General features: G+C 71.9%; 16 protein-coding genes and 1 pseudogene. 10 read left to right on the forward strand and 7 right to left on the reverse strand.

Annotated elements, in window-relative coordinates:
- Positions 1-4246, forward strand: a 4246-nt coding sequence (gltB, locus tag AB0D04_RS37935) for a glutamate synthase large subunit (protein ID WP_362711963.1), incomplete at its 5' end; no start/stop codon positions are given.
- Complete coding sequence (locus AB0D04_RS37940; protein ID WP_362711964.1) at positions 4239-5699, forward strand: glutamate synthase subunit beta; 1461 nt, start codon at positions 4239-4241, stop codon at positions 5697-5699. The genes gltB and AB0D04_RS37940, both read left to right, overlap by 8 nt.
- A 108-nt stretch (positions 5700-5807) precedes the next feature.
- Here the strand turns inward: AB0D04_RS37940 and AB0D04_RS37945 are convergent, their stop codons facing one another.
- A complete protein-coding gene (locus AB0D04_RS37945; protein ID WP_362711965.1) occupies positions 5808-6380 on the reverse strand; it encodes a hypothetical protein in 573 nt (190 codons plus the stop codon).
- Positions 6381-6477: 97 nt separating this feature from the next.
- Here AB0D04_RS37945 and AB0D04_RS37950 point away from each other — a divergent pair, with 97 nt between their 5' ends.
- On the forward strand, positions 6478-7263 hold the full coding sequence (locus tag AB0D04_RS37950; RefSeq protein WP_362711966.1) for a winged helix-turn-helix domain-containing protein: 786 nt from the start codon (positions 6478-6480) through the stop codon (positions 7261-7263).
- Between the two features lie 517 nt (positions 7264-7780).
- Complete coding sequence (locus AB0D04_RS37955; protein WP_362711967.1) at positions 7781-8077, forward strand: hypothetical protein; 297 nt, start codon at positions 7781-7783, stop codon at positions 8075-8077.
- 30 nt (positions 8078-8107) lie between these two features.
- Here AB0D04_RS37955 and AB0D04_RS37960 read toward each other — a convergent pair whose 3' ends face one another.
- Entirely contained in the window at positions 8108-8581 is a 474-nt protein-coding gene (locus AB0D04_RS37960) for a PPOX class F420-dependent oxidoreductase (protein WP_362711968.1), read from the reverse strand.
- Positions 8582-8645: 64 nt separating this feature from the next.
- Positions 8646-9131, reverse strand: coding sequence for a hypothetical protein (locus tag AB0D04_RS37965; protein ID WP_362711969.1), 486 nt, complete (start codon positions 9129-9131; stop codon positions 8646-8648).
- A gap of 169 nt (positions 9132-9300) precedes the next feature.
- Here AB0D04_RS37965 and AB0D04_RS37970 point away from each other — a divergent pair, with 169 nt between their 5' ends.
- Positions 9301-10035 carry an MBL fold metallo-hydrolase gene (locus tag AB0D04_RS37970; protein ID WP_362711970.1) on the forward strand — a complete coding sequence of 245 codons (735 nt, stop codon included), beginning with the start codon at positions 9301-9303 and terminating at the stop codon, positions 10033-10035.
- A 42-nt stretch (positions 10036-10077) separates the two neighbouring features.
- Here the strand turns inward: AB0D04_RS37970 and AB0D04_RS37975 are convergent, their stop codons facing one another.
- Entirely contained in the window at positions 10078-11124 is a 1047-nt protein-coding gene (locus tag AB0D04_RS37975) for a LacI family DNA-binding transcriptional regulator (RefSeq protein WP_362711971.1), read from the reverse strand.
- A 91-nt stretch (positions 11125-11215) separates the two neighbouring features.
- Here AB0D04_RS37975 and AB0D04_RS37980 point away from each other — a divergent pair, with 91 nt between their 5' ends.
- Positions 11216-11911 (forward strand): alpha/beta hydrolase, encoded by a 696-nt coding sequence (locus tag AB0D04_RS37980; RefSeq protein WP_362711972.1) that lies wholly within the window; start codon positions 11216-11218, stop codon positions 11909-11911.
- A 43-nt stretch (positions 11912-11954) separates the two neighbouring features.
- On the opposite strand, the gene AB0D04_RS37985 is transcribed toward AB0D04_RS37980, so the two are convergent.
- Positions 11955-12845 carry a hypothetical protein gene (locus AB0D04_RS37985; RefSeq protein WP_362711973.1) on the reverse strand — a complete coding sequence of 297 codons (891 nt, stop codon included), beginning with the start codon at positions 12843-12845 and terminating at the stop codon, positions 11955-11957.
- Positions 12846-13118: 273 nt separating this feature from the next.
- Here AB0D04_RS37985 and AB0D04_RS37990 point away from each other — a divergent pair, with 273 nt between their 5' ends.
- From AB0D04_RS37990 to AB0D04_RS38000, 3 genes and pseudogenes are all read left to right on the forward strand, one after another.
- A complete protein-coding gene (locus AB0D04_RS37990) occupies positions 13119-13925 on the forward strand; it encodes a serine protease (protein WP_362711974.1) in 807 nt (268 codons plus the stop codon).
- Between the two features lie 106 nt (positions 13926-14031).
- Positions 14032-14229, forward strand: a pseudogene (locus tag AB0D04_RS37995) (response regulator transcription factor); the annotation flags it as partial.
- A gap of 612 nt (positions 14230-14841) precedes the next feature.
- On the forward strand, positions 14842-17919 hold the full coding sequence (locus AB0D04_RS38000; RefSeq protein ID WP_362711975.1) for an endo-alpha-N-acetylgalactosaminidase family protein: 3078 nt from the start codon (positions 14842-14844) through the stop codon (positions 17917-17919).
- Here the strand turns inward: AB0D04_RS38000 and AB0D04_RS38005 are convergent.
- A complete protein-coding gene (locus AB0D04_RS38005; RefSeq protein WP_362711976.1) occupies positions 17808-19706 on the reverse strand; it encodes a beta-galactosidase in 1899 nt (632 codons plus the stop codon). The genes AB0D04_RS38000 and AB0D04_RS38005 overlap by 112 nt on opposite strands.
- Before the next feature lie 138 nt (positions 19707-19844).
- Here AB0D04_RS38005 and AB0D04_RS38010 point away from each other — a divergent pair, with 138 nt between their 5' ends.
- The gene (locus AB0D04_RS38010) at positions 19845-20720 is read left to right on the forward strand and encodes an AraC family transcriptional regulator (protein WP_362711977.1); all 876 of its coding nucleotides are present in this window, start codon (positions 19845-19847) and stop codon (positions 20718-20720) included.
- 86 nt (positions 20721-20806) lie between these two features.
- Here AB0D04_RS38010 and AB0D04_RS38015 read toward each other — a convergent pair whose 3' ends face one another.
- Complete coding sequence (locus AB0D04_RS38015) at positions 20807-21079, reverse strand: hypothetical protein (protein WP_362711978.1); 273 nt, start codon at positions 21077-21079, stop codon at positions 20807-20809.
- Positions 21080-21202 lie beyond the last annotated feature (123 nt).

Consider the following 21202-nt stretch of genomic DNA (forward strand, 5'->3'; position numbering starts at 1 on the left):
CCGCGAGGCGGCCGACGCCGTCTCACGCATCGAGACGATGGCCGTCGAAGAGGGCCTGAACGTCCTCGGCTGGCGCGTCGTCCCCGTCGCCCCGCAGCTGCTCGGCAACGGCGCCCGCGCCACCATGCCGGCCTTCTCCCAGCTGTTCGTCGCCGACGGTAAGAGCACCGGCCTGGCGCTGGACCGCAAGGCGTTCGCGCTGCGCAAGCGCGCCGAGCGCGAGGCAGGGGTCTACTTCCCCTCCCTCTCCTCCCGGACGATCGTCTACAAGGGCATGCTGACCACCGGCCAGCTCGAGCCCTTCTTCCCGGACCTCTCCGACCGCCGCTTCGCCACCGCCATCGCGCTGGTCCACTCGCGGTTCTCCACCAACACCTTCCCGAGCTGGCCGCTGGCCCACCCGTACCGCTTCGTCGCCCACAACGGCGAGATCAACACGGTCAAGGGCAACCGCAACTGGATGCGCGCCCGTGAGTCGCAGCTCGCCTCGCAGCTCTTCGGCAACGAGGACCTCGAGCGGATCTTCCCGGTCTGCACCCCGGACGCCTCCGACTCCGCCTCCTTCGACGAGGTCCTGGAGCTGCTCCACCTCGGCGGCCGCTCGCTGCCGCACTCCGTGCTGATGATGGTCCCCGAGGCGTGGGAGAACTCCACCTCCATGGACCCGGCCCGGCGCGCCTTCTACCAGTACCACTCCACGATGATGGAGCCCTGGGACGGCCCGGCCTGTGTCACCTTCACCGACGGCACCCAGGTCGGCGCGGTCCTCGACCGCAACGGTCTGCGCCCCGGCCGCTACTGGGTCACCGACGACGGCCTGGTCGTGCTCTCCTCCGAGGTCGGCGTCCTGGACATCGACCCGTCCAAGGTCGTCCGCAAGGGCCGCCTGCAGCCCGGCAAGATGTTCCTCGTCGACACCGCCGAGCGCCGCATCATCGAGGACGACGAGATCAAGGCGCAGCTCGCCGCCGAGCACCCGTACCAGGAGTGGCTGGAGTCCGGCCTGATCGACCTGGCGGACCTGCCCGAGCGCGAGCACATCGTGCACACCCACGCCTCGGTCACCCGCCGCCAGCAGACCTTCGGCTACACCGAGGAAGAGCTGCGCGTCATCCTCGCGCCGATGGCCAAGGCCGGCGCCGAGCCCATCGGCTCGATGGGCACCGACTCGCCGATCGCCGCGCTCTCCGAGCGCCCCCGGCTGCTCTTCGACTACTTCACCCAGCTCTTCGCGCAGGTCACCAACCCGCCGCTGGACGCCATCCGCGAGGAGCTGGTCACCTCGCTGATCTCCTCGCTCGGCCCGCAGGGCAACCTGCTGGAGCCGACCGCGTCGTCCTGTCGCAGCGTGACCCTGCCGTTCCCGGTCATCGACAACGACGAGCTGGCCAAGCTCGTCCACATCAACGCCGACGGCGACATGCCCGGCATGAAGGCCGTGACCCTCTCCGGCCTCTACCGGGTCTCCGGCGGCGGCGAGTCGCTGGCCGCGCGGATCGAGGAGATCTGCGCCGAGGCGGACGCCGCCATCGACGACGGCGCCCGGCTGATCGTGCTCTCCGACCGTCACTCCGACGCCGAGCACGCCCCGATCCCGTCGCTGCTGCTGACCGCCGCGGTCCACCACCACCTCATCGCCACCAAGGAGCGCACCCAGGTCGGGCTGCTCGTCGAGGCCGGCGATGTGCGCGAGGTGCACCATGTCGCGCTGCTCATCGGCTTCGGTGCCGCGGCCGTCAACCCCTACCTGGCGATGGAGTCCGTCGAGGACCTCGTCCGCGCCGGCACCTTCCTGCCGGGCATCGAGCCCGAGACCGCCATCAAGAACCTCATCAAGGCGCTCGGCAAGGGCGTCCTGAAGGTCATGTCCAAGATGGGCATCTCGACCGTCGCCTCCTACCGCGGCGCGCAGGTCTTCGAGGCCGTCGGTCTGGACGAGGCGTTCGTCGCGAAGTACTTCCAGGGTACCGCCACCAAGATCGGCGGCGCGGATCTGGACGTCATCGCCAAGGAGGTCGCAGCCCGGCACGTCAAGGCGTACCCGGTCTCCGGCATCGCCGCCACGCACCGCGCGCTGGAGATCGGCGGCGAGTACCAGTGGCGCCGCGAGGGCGAGCCGCACCTCTTCGACCCGGACACCGTCTTCCGGCTCCAGCACGCCACCCGCTCGCGCCGCTACGACATCTTCAAGCAGTACACCGACCGGGTGAACGAGCAGTCCGAGCGCCTGATGACGCTGCGCGGCCTGTTCGGCTTCAAGGCCGACCGGCCCTCGATCCCGATCGACGAGGTCGAGCCGGCGAGCGAGATCGTCAAGCGCTTCTCCACCGGCGCCATGTCGTACGGCTCCATCTCCAAGGAGGCGCACGAGACCCTCGCCATCGCCATGAACCAGCTGGGCGGCAAGTCCAACACCGGTGAGGGCGGCGAGGACCCGGAGCGCCTGTACGACCCGGCGCGCCGGTCCAGCATCAAGCAGGTCGCCTCCGGCCGCTTCGGTGTGACCAGCGAATACCTGGTCAACTCCGACGACATCCAGATCAAGATGGCCCAGGGCGCCAAGCCCGGCGAGGGCGGCCAGCTGCCCGGCCACAAGGTCTACCCGTGGGTCGCCAAGACCCGGCACTCCACGCCGGGCGTGGGGCTGATCTCCCCGCCGCCGCACCACGACATCTACTCCATCGAGGATCTGGCCCAGCTGATCCACGACCTCAAGAACGCCAACCCGGCCGCACGTATCCACGTGAAGCTGGTCTCCGAGGTCGGCGTCGGCACCGTCGCCGCGGGTGTCTCCAAGGCACACGCCGACGTGGTCCTCATCTCCGGCCACGACGGCGGCACCGGCGCCTCCCCGCTCACCTCGCTCAAGCACGCGGGCGGCCCCTGGGAGCTCGGCCTCGCCGAGACCCAGCAGACGCTGCTGCTCAACGGTCTGCGCGACCGCATCGTCGTCCAGACCGACGGCCAGCTCAAGACCGGCCGCGACGTCGTCATCGCCGCCCTGCTGGGCGCCGAGGAGTACGGCTTCGCCACCGCACCGCTGGTCGTCTCCGGCTGCGTCATGATGCGCGTCTGCCACCTGGACACCTGCCCGGTCGGCATCGCCACCCAGAACCCGACGCTGCGCGAGCGGTTCAGCGGCAAGGCCGAGTACGTCGTCAACTTCTTCCAGTTCATCGCCGAAGAGGTCCGCGAACTCCTCGCCGAGCTGGGCTTCCGCACCCTCGAAGAGGCCGTCGGCCACGCCGAGCTGCTGGACACCGCCCAGGCCGTGGACCACTGGAAGGCGCAGGGCCTGGACCTGGCCCCGCTGCTGCACGTCCCCGAGCTGGCCGACGGCGCGGTCCGCCACCAGATCACCGTCCAGGACCACGGTCTGGAGAAGGCGCTCGACAACGAGCTGATCAAGCTCGCCGCCGACGCCCTGGCCGCCGACACCGCCGAGGCCGCACAGCCCGTCCGCGCCCAGGTCGCCGTACGCAACATCAACCGCACGGTCGGCACCATGCTCGGCCACGAGGTGACCAAGAAGTTCGGTGGCGCGGGCCTGCCCGACGACACCATCGACATCACCTTCACCGGCTCGGCCGGCCAGTCCTTCGGCGCGTTCCTGCCGCGCGGCGTCACGCTGCGCCTGGAGGGCGACGCCAACGACTACGTCGGCAAGGGCCTCTCGGGCGGCCGGGTCATCGTCCGCCCCGACCGCGGCGCCGACCACCTCGCCGAGTACTCCACCATCGCGGGCAACACCCTCGCCTACGGCGCCACCGGCGGCGAACTGTTCCTGCGCGGCCGGGTCGGCGAGCGGTTCTGCGTCCGTAACTCCGGTGCCACGGTGGTCTCCGAGGGCGTCGGCGACCACGGCTGCGAGTACATGACCGGCGGCCGTGCCGTCGTCCTGGGCGAGACCGGCCGCAACTTCGCGGCGGGCATGTCCGGCGGCATCGCCTACGTCATCGACCTCGACCCGGCCAACGTCAACCGCGAACTCACCGACGCGGTCGCCGAGCTGGACGACACCGACAAGCAGTGGCTGCACGACGCCGTGCGCCGCCACCAGGAGGAGACCGGCTCCACCGTCGCCGCCAAGCTCCTCGCCGACTGGGACACGGCCGCCGCGCGCTTCAGCAAGGTCGTCCCGGCCACCTACCAGGCAGTGCTCGCCGCCAAGGACGCCGCCGAGCGAGCCGGACTCTCCGAGTCCGAGACCCACGAGAAGATGATGGAGGCGGCGACCAATGGCTGACCCCAAGGGCTTCCTGACCCACGAGCGCGAGATCGCCAAGACCCGCCCCGTCGAGGAGCGCGTCAAGGACTGGAACGAGGTCTACCAGCCCGGCTCCCTGCTGCCGATCATCAGCAAGCAGGCGTCGCGCTGCATGGACTGCGGCATCCCCTTCTGCCACAACGGCTGTCCGCTCGGAAACCTCATCCCCGAGTGGAACGACTACGCCTACCGCGAGGACTGGACCGAGGCCAGCGAGCGGCTGCACGCGACCAACAACTTCCCGGAGTTCACCGGTCGCCTGTGCCCCGCGCCCTGTGAGGCCGCCTGTGTGCTGGGCATCAACCAGCCGCCGGTGACCATCAAGAACGTCGAGGTCTCCATCATCGACAAGGCGTGGGACAACGGCGATGTCACGCCGCAGCCGCCCGAGCGCCTCTCCGGCAAGACCGTCGCCGTCATCGGCTCGGGCCCGGCCGGACTGGCCGCCGCCCAGCAGCTGACCCGGGCCGGCCACACCGTCGCCGTCTACGAGCGCGCGGACCGTATCGGCGGGCTCCTGCGCTACGGCATCCCCGAGTTCAAGATGGAGAAGCGCCACATCAACCGCCGCATCGAGCAGATGCGCGCGGAGGGCACCAAGTTCCGTACGGAGGTGGAGATCGGCCGCGACATCGACGCCAAGAAGCTGCGCAAGCGCTACGACGCCGTCGTCATCGCCGCCGGCGCCACCACCTCCCGCGACCTGCCGGCGCCCGGCCGTGATCTCAAGGGCATCCACTTCGCGATGGAGTACCTGCCGCTCGCCAACAAGGTGCAGGAGGGCGACCTGACCGTCGCCCCGATCACCGCCGAGGGCAAGCACGTCGTCGTCATCGGCGGCGGCGACACCGGCGCGGACTGCGTCGGCACCGCCCACCGCCAGGGCGCGGCCTCCGTCACCCAGCTGGAGATCATGCCCAGGCCGGGCGAGGAGCGCAGCGAGGGCCAGCCCTGGCCGACCTTCCCGATGCTCTACAAGGTCACCTCCGCGCACGAGGAGGGCGGCGAGCGGGTCTACTCCGTCTCCACCACCCACTTCGAGGGCGACGAGGACGGCAACGTCCAGTACCTGCACCTGATCGAGGTGGAGTTCAAGGACGGTAAGCTGGAGCAGAAGCCCGGCACCGAGCGGAAGATCCCGGCCCAGCTGGTCACCCTCGCCATGGGCTTCACCGGCACCGACCAGGACAACGGCCTGGTCGAGCAGTTCGGCCTGGAGCTGGACGCCCGCGGCAATGTCGCCCGCGACGCGGACTTCGCCACCAACGTCCCCGGCGTGTACGTCGCCGGTGACGCGGGCCGCGGCCAGTCGCTGATCGTCTGGGCCATCGCCGAGGGCCGCTCCGCCGCCAAGGGCGTGGACCGCTTCCTCACCGGAGCCAGCGCCCTGCCGGCTCCCATCAAGCCGACGGATCGCGCACTGACCGTGTGAGAGACCGTCCCTGAATGTCCCGTACAACGTCGTACGGAACAACTGCGCGGCGCCTGTCCCCTCCCCCCGACCGGAGGCCAGGCGCCGCGCGCCGTCTGCGCACAGGCCTCAGCCGCCGGGGAACCGGCGGCCCCACTCCTGCGCCATCTCCCGCGCGGGCGCCGGTACGGCATGCGGCGGCGGGGTGCCCGAGGGGCGGAAGTCGTGCACCGGCGGGCGCCAGGCCGACAGATCGATACGGTGGTCGCCCAGCGGCAGCACCCACCGGGGATCCGCGTGCACCCGCAGAACCTGGGCCTCCATCTGCGTCCAGGCACCCTCGTACACCGTCAGCTCACCGACCCGGCGTGCCTCCAGCTGCACCGGGCAGTTCAGCAGCCGCGGCGGCCGCACCAGCTCCGACGGCTCGGTCCAGGGGCCGTCCGGCGCACCCGGCCCGGCAAACGGCCCGGAGCCCGTCCCCTCCTCGGTCCCGCTCCCGGCCTGCGGCAGATTGAAGACCACGTCCGGGCGTACCGCGAGATTGCGCGCGGTACGGCCGCGCGCCGGCAGCGATACGCACACCACCGGGCCGAGCTCCCACCGGATCCGCAGCTCGACCAGCGCAAACGTCCCGTCCTCGTTCTCCGTGGACAGCAGCGCCGGTGCGGTGGAACTGCTCTTCTCCCGCACGCCGTTCATGCTCCCGAGGATAGAAGCCGGACGATTCGGTGCTCACCGAAGTGTGACAAGAGCTTACTCTCTGCACATGAATCAGCCGCACAAAAATCATCGGCACATGAGCCCTCTGAACGCTGTGCACACCAACCGATGGGATGACGACCACGAAAGCGCCGTGGAAACCCCCGATGTGGCGGCCCTGGCGCAACTGCTCGCGGACCGCACCCGCGCCGCCATCTGCATGGCCCTCCTGGACGGCGGCGCCTGGACCGCGAGCGAGCTGGCCGAATACGCGGCGGTGGCCCCCTCCACCACCACCGAACACCTCAACCTCCTGGTCTCCGGCGGCCTGTTGGCTGAAACCCGGCAGGGCCGGCGGCGCTACGTACGGCTCGCCGGACCGGACACCGCGGAAACCCTGGAGAATCTCGCCGGCCTCGCCCCCTACCGCCAGGTCCCGGTCCGCTCCCTCGCCGAGGCCAACCACCGCAGGGCCCTGCACCACGCCCGGACCTGCTACGACCACATCGCGGGCGCACTGGGGGTGGCGATCGTCGACGCCATGACCGAACGGGGCCTGCTGGCAAGGGACTACGGACTGGTCCTGACCGCCCCCGGCGCCCGCTGGCTGACCGCCCTCGGCATCCCCGACACCGGCCCCTCGGTCGCCCACCGGGCGCATGTCCGTACCTGCCTGGACTGGACGGTACGCCGCCAGCACCTCTCCGGCGCGGTCGGCGCCGCCCTCTACCGGCACGCCGTGGACCACGCATGGATCGTCAAGGCCCCCGCCACCCGCATCCTCACCGTCACCGACGCCGGCCGCACGGCCTTCCGTGACCACCTCGCCCTGCCCGACGAGGCCCTGTCCCCTTCCCTGACGCTGCCCGCGCCCCGTCCCTGACCTTCTGCCCTCTCCTGACGGGCCTTCATGGAATGCCGGCATCCCGTCGGCGGCCGCGGCGCGCGGCCTGTCGCCCACGGCCAACGAGGGGACGCCGCGCAGGCGGAGGGGGAACCGGAAGTGAACCGTATCGAGAGGCGCCATCTCGCCTCGCTCGACGAACTGGCCGGCAAGGCGTCGATCGAGATCGTCGACGAGTGCCGCGGCGAGATCAGTGAGTCGTTCGCGGACCTGCTCCCGCTGGGCGATTTCGACGACGCGTGGGAAGAGGTGACGCTGGACGGCGACATCGTCGCCGAAAGCCTGCGATTCGACGAGACGGCGGTCTACTGGGAGACCAGGCGGCCGCTGCCGGAGTTCTTCGGTGAGTACCGTCTTCCGCAGCCGTACGAAGTGCTGGTCCAGGAACCCCAGGACACCTCCGGCCTGCCGAACCGCATCCAGCAAGATTTCGTCCGCGGGCTCCGGTATATCGACCACTCCTACCGGTCGGGCACCGGGTCGGTGACGTACCTTGATGGCGCCCGGCTCGTCGCCCCTGGAAATCTGGCACCACGACCTGGTCATGACGGGCGGCGACCCCTATCCGTACGGCTTCGTCCGGCTCGACCTCACCTACCGCCAGTACCTCGAGACCGTGCTGACCACCAAGGGAGCCAGAGGGTGGCAGTATCTGTTCGCCGACGTTTCCTTCACGAACGGCCCCGTCGAGCATTTCCGCGAGAACGCTCACCGCATGCTCGACACATTCCCCGAGATCTTTCCCGGCCACGACTACACCGATCTCAGGAAGCGCTGGGACGACCGGCAGTGACCCGCCGTCGGGCGGTCCGGGCGTCCCCGGCTACGCGTCCCCCTCGACCAGCCGGGCCGGGAAGCCGCCCTTGGCAATCGGCCCCCACCGCAACGGCGTGACCCGGATCAGCGACTTGCCCTGCTGGCGCATCGCCGCCCGGTACTCGTCCCAGTCCGGATGCTCACCGGCAATATTGCGGTAGTACTCCACCAGCGGCTCGACCGATTCCGGCGCATCGATCACCTCGGCCTCACCGTCGATCTGCACCCACGGCCCGTTCCACTCGTCGCTCAGCACAATGACACTGACCGACGACACCCGCCGCGCATTACGGACCTTGGCCCGCTCCGGGTACGTGGACATCACCAGCCGCCCGGAGTCGTCCACCCCGCAGGTCAGCGGGGAACCCTGCGGGGTGCCGTCGGAGCGGCGGGTGAGCAGGATCGCACGGTGACGGGGGCGGACGAACTCCAGCAGTCCGGGCAGCTCGACACGGGACGTGGAGGCGACGGAAGGGCTCATACGGCCGAGCCTAGGCCGTGCAGCGCACTCCAGGGAGGATCCCGGTGCCGCGGCGCCGGCCGGCTCACCCGGCCGCCAACTCCTTGCCGGTGGCCGCGTCCACCACCTTGCGACTGCCCAGCGCGTCCGCCAGCTTCACCGTCACCTTGTCGGTGGCCAGCTGCTCGGTGCACATCCCCTTGGCGCTCTTCTTCCTGCCCCAGCCGGAGACCACCACGAGGTCCTTCGACTCGTACTTCCGCGTGCCGAAGTCCGCGTCGCAGGCGCTGTGCCCGACGGTCACCGTGATCTCCCGTGCCCCGGTGCTCCTGGGCCGTTGTGCGGAGACCAGCGGCAGCACCGCCTCCTTGGGCCCCTTCATCGGCGAGAGATGCTTCGGCCACGCCCGGACGATGCCGTCCGCCCGCAGCTCGAATACGTCCTTCTTCTTCGGCGGCTCGGCCGCCACCCGCTGGGTGTCCTTGCCGCAGCCGGTCAGCGCGACGGTTCCGGCCGCCGCCATCGCGAGCACGGCGGCGAGCGTACGGTGTGGGGTGAGCGTTCCTCGCATCACATGCCTCCTCGGGTCACGTATGTGACGTGGCAGGCCAGGGCCGGGTTCCCGCCGCCCCTACGTTCTCCCCCACGCCTAAAGGGCGTGGGAGGTGCCCCCAGTCGCTCAATCCGCCCGCAGCGCAAACAGGGCGGAGCGCGGCGGTCCGGTCGCTAGCGTCCCCACCATGGACCCACTTCACGAGATCGCCCCGCACATCTGGCAACTCCCGTTCCCCGTAGGGCATGTGTACGTCGTCGCCCTCCCCGACGACGGCTACGCCCTGGTCGACACCGGCATGCCCGGATCCGCCCCCGCCGTCCTCGACGCCCTCGCCCGGCTCGGCGGCCGCCCGCGCGATCTGCGGCAGATCGTCCTCACCCACTGCCACCTGGACCACGCCGGCTCGGCGGCCGACCTGGTGGCCGCCACCGGCGCCCGGGTCCTGGCCGGCGCCCTGGACGCCCCGTACATCCGCGGCACCGCCCCCGAGCCCCCGCCCGTCCTCACGCCGGCCGAACGCCCCCTGTACGAAGGCAACATGGCGGAGTTCGCCGCCGCCCGGATCCCGCCCGCGCCCCCGGTCCGCGTGGACACCGAACTCCACGACGGCGACACCCTCCCCGACTGGCCCGGACCGGTCCATGTCCTCCACGTCCCCGGCCACACGCCCGGCGGCATCGCCCTCCACCTCCCCGAGAGCCGCCTCCTCTTCCCCGGCGACATCATCGGCGCCGCCCCGGACGGCCGGCAGGCGGTGCTGGGCCCGTTCAACGTCGACCGGGAGACGGCCCTCGCGTCCTTCCGCCGGCTCGCCGCCCTCGAGGACGTGGACACGGTGTGCGTCCCGCACGGGGGACCGATCCGCGGCGATGCGCGGGCGGTTCTGGGCGCGGCCGCGCCGGAGGGGGACTGGCTGTGAACGAGAGCGCCGGGCGGTGGGGGCCCGCCGTCACCGTGCCCCTCACCCCGACGCGCGCACCTCGACATGAAAGCTCCCCAGCCGGTGCGTGGCAGGCGCCGCCCCCGGTTCGCGGATCAGACCGTCGACCAGCTCGGCGATCCGCGCCGGCGGGATGATCTCCGCCCGGACGGTGGTCAGGGGCGGCCGCAGCAGCCGCCCCAGCAGCAGATCGTCGGCGCCGACCACCGCGACGGCCCCCGGACCGTCGGCCCCGACGGTGTGCCCCGCGTCCTGGAGGGCGCGCATCAGGAGCATCGCGTACTCGTCGTTGTACGCGAACACCGCGTCCAGTCCCAAGTCGGGCCAGATGGCGGCGAGTTGGTCCGCGGACTGTTCGGTGAGGGCCAGGTCGAGGGGGCGTACCGCGGCGTCGGGGCAGGCCTCGGCGGCGGCGCGTACGCCCGCCAGCCGGGGCTCGGCGAAGGGGGAGAGGCCGGGCTCGGCGGGGCGGACCACGCCGATGCGGCGGCGGCCGCGGGCGAGCAGATGGGCGCCGGCCTTCCGGCCCGCCTCACGCTGGTCCAGGAGGAGGGTGTGGGCACCGGGCGTGACGGGCGGGCCGTGGGTGAGGACGGCGGCGGTGCCGGCGCGGTGGAGGAGGGCGACGGCGGCGGCGTCCAGGGGCGGGCCGTGCAGGGTCAGTACGGCGGCGGGGCGGAGTTCGGCCCAGGCGCGGGCGGCCGCCATGGGGGAGGCGGCGGGTGCGCCGTGCAGGACGCCGGTGTAGCCGAGGTCGTGCAGCGCGTTCTGAAAGCCGGACAGGAAGGTGGTGAAGAGCGGACCGAAGGCGGGGACCGCGTCGGCCGGGGCGGCCAGCAGGACGATGCTGCCCCGGCCGGCGCGGAGGCTGCGGGCGGCCGCGTGCGGGACGTATCCCAGCTCCTCGGCGGCGGCCCGGACCCTGGCCTGGGTGCGGGCGCCGACGCGCCCGGCGGCCTGTCCGTTCAGGACGTAGGAGACCGTGGCACGCGACACCCCGGCCCGGCGGGCAACGGCCGCACTGGTCGGTGGAGTGGGGAGAGCCCGGGGCCCGGCTGCGTCAGTCATGCTGCCGGGCATCCTCGCACAGGGGTTCCTGCACCGCGCGGCGGGCCTGGGACGGACAAGGAATTCCCTTACACGTGTAACGTCGGGCCGTATGAAGCTGCACACGCACGAGTGGGGCGCCGGCGGCCGGACCGCGGTGCTGGTGCACGGAATGATGTCGGACCACCGCACCTGGCACCGGCTCGGCCCGGCCCTCGCGGACCGGGGCTACCGCGTCATCGGCGTCGATCTGCGCGGCCACGGCCGCAGCCCGCGCGGCGACTACCGCGCGGAGCTGTTCGCCGAGGACCTGGTGGACACCCTCCCGGCCGGCGCGGAACTGGCCCTCGGGCACTCGCTGGGCGGCGTGGCGCTCTCCCTCGCAGTGGAGCGGCTGCGGCCGCAGCGCGCGGTCTACAGCGATCCGGCCTGGTCCCTCGGCGGCACCGGTCAAGTGGTGGATCCGGCCGTTTTCCTGGCGTTCAAGGACGCCGACCGCGAGATGGTCCGCAGCTTCAACCCCCGCTGGGACGACGCCGACATCGACCTCGAACTGGCCACCGTCGCCGCCTGGGACACCGGCACCGCCCTCGCCCTCTCCGGCGACCACCTGATCGACCGGACCCCCGTACGGCCGGTCGTCCCCTCCCTCGTGCAGATCGCGGGGGAGGGCTTCCTCTTCACCGAGGAGGCCGCGAAGGAACTGCGCAGCCGAGGCTTCGAGGTCCGTACAGTCCCGGGGGCCGGCCACACCATCCACCGCGACGACTTCGAGGGGTTCATGGCGGGTCTGGAGGGCTGGGTATAGACCGGCCCGCGTGCTGGAGCGTTCTCTGTGTCGGAGCGTTCCTTTACGTATCGCAGTCCAGCAGCGTCTTGCACAACCCGCACCGCGCCCGGAGCCGCCCCCGGACCGGCACCCGGATGCGTTGACAGCAGGACGGGCAGGGGAACGACACCCGCAGCGGCGCACCCTCGAAGGCGTAGCCGTCGGGCGCCTCGGGGCCGGGGCGGCCGGCGGACCGGGCCAGGCGGCGGTCCCTGGCGTAGCGGAGGCGGGCGAGCCGGCCGGCGGCGGCCAGGGGCGGGCGGCGGGCTTCCTGGCGGGCCTGTGCCGCGCCTGCGGTGTACGCGTCGTACGCCTGGGGGCTGGTGAACCACGGGGCGGGGTCCTCGCCGAAGAACTCCGCCCGCTTGGCGAGGACATAGCCGAACTCCTCCGGCGTCAGATAGCCGAGCTTCTGGGAGAACGGGCCGTGCTCGCGGTAGGCGTCCAGCAGCAGCCAGCCGACGCCGAGGTACGTGGCGGCGGTGTCGGTGAGGATCTCGTTGTCGCGGGTGCCGGGGAAGTCGAGGCCGAGGCGGTGCAGAGCGACATGCGTCACCTCGTGGGCGAGGGCGGCGCCGATGTCCTTGCGATGGGTCCGGAAACGCTCGTTGAGCTCGATGAAGTACTCGGGGCCCGCGGTGAGTTCGACATTCGCGGCGTGTTCCATCTCGCGGAAGGAGACGACGACACGGGCGTCGGGGAGGTGGAGCCGGCGCACCATGGCGCGGCCCACCCGCTGCGCCCCGAGGTGGATGTCCTCCGCGTCGTCGAAGGCGGCATCGACCGGCAGCACGCTGGTGTCGAAGGTGCTGACCGTGTCGTACGAAAGGCGCCTGAACAGCGCCGTCACGGCCGACCGCACCGTGTCGAGATGCGGGAACCCGTGCTCGATCTCACTGCCGCCCGTTGCCACCCGGCCACCTTACGGGCGTCAGGGTTCGTCCGGTATGGGCCGTACGAGGCACGAGTGGTACGGGAGTTGGCCGAAGTTGGCCGGATGCACACTCTTGTCCTCTGATCGGTCTCTCCACATAATCACAGGGCGCTTTACGGACTCATCCCCACTGGGTCCGGACGCCTTGTGGCGTGCTGCCTGCTCCCACGTACTTCCTTGGGCGGCCACGTCCGGCTCCGGTGTTGGCATGGGCTCGTCAGCGACGTGCAACCCCCCACGAAAGGAAGCCCGTTGCGCAGCTACCGGAAGCTCCTCACCAGAAGTACCGCCGTCGGCGCCGTCGCGCTCGCCGCCTTCAGCCTCCAGCTCGGCTCCGCCTCCGCCGCCCCCACGCCGAAGCCCAGCGACAGCCACACCAAGGTCGTCGGCGGCACCAAGGCCGACCAGGGCGAATTCCCCTTCATGGTCCGGCTCTCGATGGGCTGCGGCGGCGCGCTCTACACCAAGAACATCGTGCTCACCGCCGCGCACTGCGTCGACGGCAGCGGCCCGAACACCTCCATCACCGCCACCGCCGGCGTGGTCGACCTGGAGGACTCGAAGGCCATCACGGCCAAGTCCACCGAGGTCCTGCAGGCCCCCGGCTACAACGGCAAGGGCAAGGACTGGGCGCTGATCAAGCTCGACAAGGCGATAGACCTGCCCACCCTGAAGATCGCCGAGGACGACAAGCTCAACAACGGCGACTTCGAGATCGCCGGCTGGGGCGCCGACAAGGAAGGCGGCGACCAGCAGCGCTACCTCCTCAAGGCGACCGTCCCGTTCGTCGACGACGCCGCCTGCCAGAAGGCCTACGGCGACCAGCTCACGCCCGGCGACGAGATCTGCGCCGGCAAGCTGGACACCGGCGGCGTCGACACCTGCCAGGGCGACTCCGGTGGCCCGATGTTCCGTAAGGACGAGGCCGGGGAATGGCTCCAGGTCGGCATCGTCTCCTGGGGCGAGGGCTGCGCACGGCCCGGCAAGCCCGGTGTCTACAGCGAGGTGAGCACCTTCGCCAAGGACATCAAGGCGGGCGCCGACAAGCTCGGCGGCTGACCGCACGCACCTGCGCAGGGCCCGGGGCGCACTCCCCGGGCCCTGCGCCGTGCCGGCGGTCCGTCAGCCGGTCCGTCAGGTGGGCCGCCCCGTCCGTCCCTCCGCCGCGGCGCGGCTGCGGCCCGACGTGCTGCTGCTGGACATCCGGATGCCCGGGCTCGACGGCCTGGAGGTCACCCGCCGGCTCTCCGCGCGCGCCGCCGCCCACCCGGAGTACGACCACAGGCCGCGCATCGTCATCGTCACCACCTTCAACCTGGACGAGTACGTGCACGCCGCGCTGCACGGCGGTGCCTCCGGGTTTTCACCGCCCTCGACGGCGAACGGGCGGGCGCCACCTTCGCCCGCATCGAGACCTCCGGCGGCGAGGCGCTCGCCGCGATGCGCCGCCTGGTGAAGCTGCTGCGCGAGGGCGAGGCACTCACCAACGCCGGCAAGCACGCCGCCGCCGGCGCCACCACCGTATGCATCGCCCTGCGCGCCGCCCCCGAAGGCGTCGAACTGCGCATCGCCAACGACGGCGGCGCCCCCGCCCGCCTCCCCGAACAGGCCGGCGGTGGCGGCTTCTGCCTGGCCGGGCTCGGCGAACGGGCCGAGGCGATGGGCGGCCGGCTCACCGCGGCCCCGGCACCGGAGGGCGGCTGGGAGGTCATCGCCGTACTGCCCCTGGAGAGCGCGGCCGACGACCCGGTCCCTGACGCCCGTCAGTCCAACACTCTTCCCTCCTTTGTTCATTGGTGCCCGCGGCGCCCCGCGGTGGGGTTGGCCGGGGCGGGAGCCGTTGGTGGTGCGGTTCGGTGTGTGCAGCGGGCCGTTTGTCCAACACTCGTCCCCTCTTTGTCCATGGGCGCCCGCCCAATGCGCACCGCACGCTGTCCCGCGACAGGCAGTGCAGGTGCGAAGGAGGACGGCGCGCGTGAACGAACAGCCAGGGGTCAGCCGCAGAAAGGTCGTCGCCGCGACCGCGCTCGCCGGGGCCGCCGCCGCTCTCCCGCTCCGCGCCGCCACCCCCGCGGCCGCCGCCGACGCGCCCCGCCCCGCCGAGGCCGTCCTGCGCTCCGACGCACTGGAGGTCCGGGTCGACACCGCCTTCCCCCGCATCGTCTCCTACACCGACCGCGCCACCGGCCACGTCCTGCACGGCCAGGAAACCCCCGTCACCCAGGTCCTCATCGACGGCACCGCCCGCACCCCCCGGGTCACCCACCGCGCCCGCGCCGACCGGGCGGCCTACACCCTCACCTTCGACGGCGGCACCACGATCACCGTCGAGATAGCCGTCGACGGATGGCGGACCACCTGGCGGGTCACCGGCATCACCGACACCCCGGCGCTGCGCATCGGCACCCTCCAGATCCCCGGCCTCGCGCTGCTGAGCGTCCGCAGCGACCAGCCCGGCGCCGCCCTGCTGGCCGCCCGTATCGACCTCGACAAGGCCAAGAGCGGCGACACCCTGGTGAAGGTCACCGCCGGCACACCCGTCGAGGCCTCGCCCACCGGATGCGCCTACGCCGTCGTCGCCACCGGCGAGCTGGCCGCCGGCATCGAGACCAACACCGTCTACGACACCCCCGCCGGCGCCACCACCTGGGAAAACGGCCGACTGTGGCGGCAGGCCGTCCAGGGCGACGGCTTCGTCAAGGCGCAGCTGGCGCCCGGCCAGTGGACCCACCGGGCCGCCGGGCAGCCGCTCGAGGCCACCGACCCGCTGCCCTGCGCCACCGTCATCGTCACCCGCGACCGCAACGGCGACGGCACCGCCGACTGGCAGGACGCCGCCATCGCGCTCCGCGACATCATGGTCATGCCGCTGGGCGCCGACGCACAGCATCTGCGGGTCGTCCCGCACATCCCCTTCAACTTCGCCAGCCAGGCCACCAACCCGTTCCTTGCCACCCTCGACCACATCAAGCGGATCGCCCTGGCCACCGACGGACTACGGCAGTTCACCCTCCTCAAGGGCTATCAGTCCGAAGGCCACGACTCCGCCCACCCCGACTACGGCGGCAACTACAACAAGCGGGCCGGCGGCCTCGCCGACCTCAACGCCCTGCTCCGCGCCGGCAAGAACTGGAACAGCGACTTCGCGGTGCATGTCAACGCCACCGAGTCCTACCCCGTCGCCCACGCCTTCTCCGACACCCTCGTCAACAAGGACGACGAGCAGTGGGACTGGCTCGACCGGTCCTACCGCATCGACCCCCGGCGCGACCTGGTCTCCGGCGACATCGCCCGCCGCTTCGCGCAGCTGCGCAAGGAGACCGACCCCGCCCTGAACACCCTCTACCTCGACGTCTTCCGCGAATCCGGCTGGAACTCCGACCGCCTCCAGCGCCATCTGCGCGACCAGGGCTGGCAGATCGCCACCGAATGGAGCCACGGCCTGGAACGCTCGTCCTTGTGGTCGCACTGGGCGAACGAGACCGACTACGGACCCGACACCTCCCGCGGTATCAACTCCCAGCTGATCCGCTTCCTGCGCAACCACCACAAGGACGTCTTCGCCGACAAGTGGCCCACGCTGCTGGGCAACGCCCGGATGGGCAACTTCGAGGGCTGGGTCGGCAAGACCGACTGGCACGCGTTCCACACCCTCATCTGGACCGACGCGCTGCCCGCCAAGTACCTCCAGGCCTATCCGATCAAGACCTGGGACGCCCACGAGATCACCTTCGAGGGCCCCACCCGGACCTCGGTCGGCGACGCCGGCGGCACCCGCAAGATCACCACCGACGGCCGCTCCGTCTACGACGACGGCGCCTATCTGCTGCCCTGGGAACCCCGCCGGGCCACCGACCCCGACAAGCTCTACCACTACAACCCCCGTGGCGGGCAGACCAGTTGGACCCTGCCCCGCGGCTGGTCGTCCGCCGCCACCGTGCACGCCTACCGGCTCACCGACCAGGGCCGCACCCAGGAGACCCGCGTCCCCGTCAGCGGCGGCCGGATCACCCTCACCGCGCAGCCCGGCGTGGCGTACGTCGTCTACCGGAGCAAGGCCCCCGCCCGGACCGACCCCCACTGGGGCGAAGGCACCCCCCTGACCGACCCCGGCTTCCACTCCGGAACCCTGGACGCCTGGCAGGCCACCGGCCCGGCCTCGGTACGGCTCAGCGAACGCGGCGACCACGAGCTGGTCATCGCCGCGGGCGCCGCCGCCACCGTCGCCCAGAAACTCACCCGGCTCGCCCCCGGCAGCTACGCCGCCTCCGTACAGCTCGAGGTCGGCGCCACGGCGGGGGAGCGGCGCCGGGCCGCCCTGGAGATCCGTACTGCCGACGGCGTCACCGCCGCCAACTGGACCGACACCTCCACCGCCGCCAACCACGTCGCCGCCGACCGCAAGTCCGGCACCCGCTTCCAGCGCCTGTTCACCTACTTCACCGTTCCCGAAGGCGGCGGCCCGGTCACCCTCGCCCTGACCGCCGCGGCGGGCACGGCGCGCGTCCGGTTCGACGGCGTACGCGTCGTCCCCGCCACCCCCACCGCCAAGAAGGGCACCCTGGCCTACGAGGACTTCGAGCACGTCCCCCAGGGCTGGGGCCCCTTCGTCAAGGGCGACGCGGGCGGCATCATCGACCCCCGCACCCATATCGCCCAGCGGCACGCCCCGTTCACCCAGCGCGGCTGGAACGGCAAGGCCATCGACGACGTCATCGACGGCACCGAATCGCTCAAGTCACGCGGCGAGAACACCGGCCTGGTCTACCGCACCGTCCCGCACACCGTCCGCTTCACCGCCGGCCGCCGCTACCGGATCACCTTCCGCTACGAGAACGAGAAGGCGGACCAGTACGCCTGGATCACCGCCGTCGACGAGCCCCAAACCCGCCGGCTGACCCGCACCCCGCTGCCCGTCGCCATCCAACCAGCCACCCACACCTACGAGTTCACCGCACCCGCCGACGGCGACGCATGGGTGGGACTGCGCAAGACCGGGGACGACGGCACGGCGGAATTCGTCCTGGACGCCTTCGAGGTGCGCGAACTCTGACCGGCAGCGGGGGGATACAGACCGGGCGCCCCCGCCCCTGCCCCCACCAGGGGCGGGGCGCCCTCCAGCTCCCACAGCAGCACCTCGTTGTCACCCTCGCGCAGCACCGGGCCCGGTACGAACAGCGTGCGCTGCGGCCCCACGTCCCAGTAGCGGCCCAGACAGAACCCGTTGATCCAGGCGAAGCCGCGTCCCCATCCGGGAAGCGCGAGATCGGCATCACCGGGCGGCCCGTCCAGGGTGAGGCGGCCACGGTAAAGGCCCGCCGCCCCCTCCGCCCCCACCGCCCGGAAGGCAACGTCCGCCCCCGCCACCGCATCCAGCCGCAGCCCCCGCGCCCGTACCCCGTGCAGATACTGCCGCTCATGCAGCAGCCCCCCGGTGATCCCCTTGGACTCGCCCAGCCGCGGCCCGTAGTTGACCCGCCCCAGCGACTCCACCCACAGCTCCACCGACGCCGGCCCCGCCACCTCCCCGACCAGCGCGTCCTCGCCCTCCAGCACCGCCACCCGCGCCCCGTCCACATACACGGTCGCCCGGTCCCGCAGCCCCCGCACCCGCAGGGGATACGGACCGCGCGGCCCCGGCACGTCCACCCGGTAGCGGACCACACCCCGGTCCACCCCCAGCTCCTCGAACGTCACCGGGCCGCCGCCCTCGACTTCCGTACCGCCCAGCGCGTCCATCATCTCCCCGGCCGGCACCCACTCCCCGATCACCGCGGGCACCGGGGCGGACAGCGCCCGCGGCGCCTCCGGAAGCTCCGGCAGCGGACCGTCCGCGTACTCCGCCAGCACCTCACGGAACCGCCAGAACTTCTCCGTCGGGCGCCCCCGTTCATCGACCGGAGCCTCGTAGTCGTACGACGTCACCGTGGGCAGCAGCGCCCCGTCGTGCAGCTCGCCCGCCCGGTTCGCCCCCGCCCAGCCGCCAAAACTCGTCCCACCGTGCGCCATGTACACATTGACCGAACCCCCGCACTCCAGGATCTCCCGCAGCGCCGCCGCGGCGTCCTTTGGTGTACGCGGCTCCGCCCGCCGCCCCCAGTGCCCGAACCAGCCGCACCAGAACTCCATACACATCAGCGGCCCGGCCGCCTGATGACGGCGCAGCGCCGCGAACGCCTCCCGGGCCCCCGACCCGAAGTTCACCGTGGCGAGCACTCCCGCAACCGAGCCGCCGGTCAGCATGTGATCCTCCGGCCCGTCCGAGGTGAACAGGGGCACCCGCACGCCCAGCTGCCGCAGCCGCGCCACGATCCGCGCGAGATACCGGGCGTCGCTGCCGTACGACCCGTACTCGTTCTCCGCCTGCACCATGATCACCGGGCCGCCGCCCGGGCCGCCGGGCCCCGCCGCCGTGCACTGCCGCGCCACGACCTGCGGCAGCAGCCGCCCGAACCAGGCGTCCACGGCCGCCAGATACGCCGCGTCCCGCGTCCGCACCCGCCGTCCCAGCGGCCCTGTGAGCCACTCCGGAAGCCCGCCGTTCTCCCACTCCGCGCAGATGTACGGCCCCGGGCGGACGATCGCCCACAGCCCCGCCGCATGCGCCGCGTCCAGAAACCGCCCCAGCGCCTCCGGATCCCGGAACTCGCCCGGCCGCGGCTCGTGCAGATTCCACGGCACATAGGTCTCCACGCAGTTCAGGCCCATCGCCCGCAGCATCGCCAGCCGGTGGCCCCACTGCGCTTCGTGCACCCGGAAGTAGTGCAGCGCGCCGGACAGCAGCCGCACCGGCCGCCCGTCCCGCACGAAGTCCCGCTCGCCCACCTCGAACTGCCCCACGTCACCCCGCCCTGCCCCGACGTCGTCCCGGCCACCGATCACCCTCACCCTCTGGCGGCGCGGCGGTCCATGGACAAAGATCGGCGTTGTTTGGACGGAGCGGTACGGATTCCGTACGGAGCGACGGGAGGTCCGGGCATGTACCACACCTGGATGCGCTACTTCACCCCGCGCCCGGTCCACCACCGGCTGGGACTGGTGTGCCTGGGCGTCGGACTCCAGCACGGGGCACTGCCCACGGTCGGCCCGCGCACCCTCGACCACCACGTTGCCATCGTCATCAGCGCAGGCCGCGGCTGGTTCACCACCCCCGACGGACGTCGCCGGACCGTCACCGCGCCCGCCCTGCTCTGGATCATCCCGGGCGTGCCGCACCACTACGCCGCCGACCCCGACACCGGCTGGGACGAGAGCTTCGTCGACTTCACCGGTTCCGCCACCGCCACCTACACCGAACTCGGCTACATCGAACCCCAGCGCCCCGTCGTACCGCTCGCCGACACCGCCCCGGCCCGCGCCGCCGTCGGCAAGATCGCCCGCGCCGCCCGGCACGGCAACCCCCTGCTGGAGGTGGAGACCTCCGCCGCCGTCCACGAACTCCTCGTCGCCCTGCGCCGTGCCCGCGCCGATACGGACGGCGACGGCGACCCCGTCCTCCAGGCCCTGGCCCGCGACGCCTTCCGTCCCCTCTCGGTCGCCGAACACGCCGCCCGGCACGGCATGACCCCCGCCGAACTCCGCACCGCCGTACGCCGCGCCGCCGGCTGCAGCCCCAAGGACTACCTCCTCGGCATCCGCCTCGGCCGAGCCAAGGAACTCCTGGTCGCCACCGAACTCCCGGTCGCCGCCGTCGCCCGCCGCGTCGGCTACGACGACCCCGCCTACTTCAGCCGGCTGTTCACCCGCCGGGTCGGCATTGCCCCCGTACGCTTCCGCGACCGTCAGGCCCGCAGCGTGCCGGGTGGCTGGTCGACGCAGATCCCCGACCCGGACGATCCGCCGCTGGTGCGCTGAGCGGGGCCCTGAGGGGATTCAGCTGTCGAGCTCGGTCACCAGCAGGCCAAGGCCCACCAGGAGCACCGCGACAATGGCCGGCCCGATCAGGACACACCCAGCGGGGTGCGCACCGGACGGGTGGCCCGCCAGATGGTCCGGGTGATCCAGTACGGGCCGGTCACCACGTAATAGATGCACAGCGCCGCGTAGTACAGCGCCTCAAGAACCTGCGCGACAAAGCCGGCCACCAGCAGCACCGGAATCATCAGCAGCACCAGCCCCGCCGACTTCCCGGCGGTCCAGGCATCCCAACTGGGCTTCTTTACCGGGGATGCGGGGAGTTTGCGCGTACGGGCGGGGGCATCTGGCCTGCTCATGCCAGAAAACCTACATGGCGGTCGGGGCCGGTTCGCCGTCGCTTCGTGGGTGGGGCCGGAGGGGACGCCCCGCAACCCGTCCTCGGGCCGGGCGCTTCTGGTCCCGGACAACGGAACCCCGGC

Source organism: Streptomyces sp. NPDC048483 (genome assembly GCF_040651455.1).
Taxonomy (GTDB): domain Bacteria; phylum Actinomycetota; class Actinomycetes; order Streptomycetales; family Streptomycetaceae; genus Streptomyces.

Coding starts and splice junctions, on each gene's coding strand:
- AB0D04_RS37980 (WP_362711972.1), top strand. CDS start 11,216: ATGAAGCTGCACACGCACGAGTGGGGCGCCGGCGGCCGGACCGCGGTG.
- AB0D04_RS37940 (WP_362711964.1), top strand. CDS start 4,239: ATGGCTGACCCCAAGGGCTTCCTGACCCACGAGCGCGAGATCGCCAAG.
- AB0D04_RS38015 (WP_362711978.1), bottom strand. CDS start 21,079: ATGAGCAGGCCAGATGCCCCCGCCCGTACGCGCAAACTCCCCGCATCC.
- AB0D04_RS37955 (WP_362711967.1), top strand. CDS start 7,781: ATGGCGCCCGGCTCGTCGCCCCTGGAAATCTGGCACCACGACCTGGTC.
- AB0D04_RS37945 (WP_362711965.1), bottom strand. CDS start 6,380: ATGAACGGCGTGCGGGAGAAGAGCAGTTCCACCGCACCGGCGCTGCTG.
- AB0D04_RS37975 (WP_362711971.1), bottom strand. CDS start 11,124: ATGACTGACGCAGCCGGGCCCCGGGCTCTCCCCACTCCACCGACCAGT.
- AB0D04_RS37960 (WP_362711968.1), bottom strand. CDS start 8,581: ATGAGCCCTTCCGTCGCCTCCACGTCCCGTGTCGAGCTGCCCGGACTG.
- AB0D04_RS37950 (WP_362711966.1), top strand. CDS start 6,478: ATGAGCCCTCTGAACGCTGTGCACACCAACCGATGGGATGACGACCAC.
- AB0D04_RS38010 (WP_362711977.1), top strand. CDS start 19,845: ATGTACCACACCTGGATGCGCTACTTCACCCCGCGCCCGGTCCACCAC.
- AB0D04_RS37965 (WP_362711969.1), bottom strand. CDS start 9,131: ATGCGAGGAACGCTCACCCCACACCGTACGCTCGCCGCCGTGCTCGCG.
- AB0D04_RS37970 (WP_362711970.1), top strand. CDS start 9,301: ATGGACCCACTTCACGAGATCGCCCCGCACATCTGGCAACTCCCGTTC.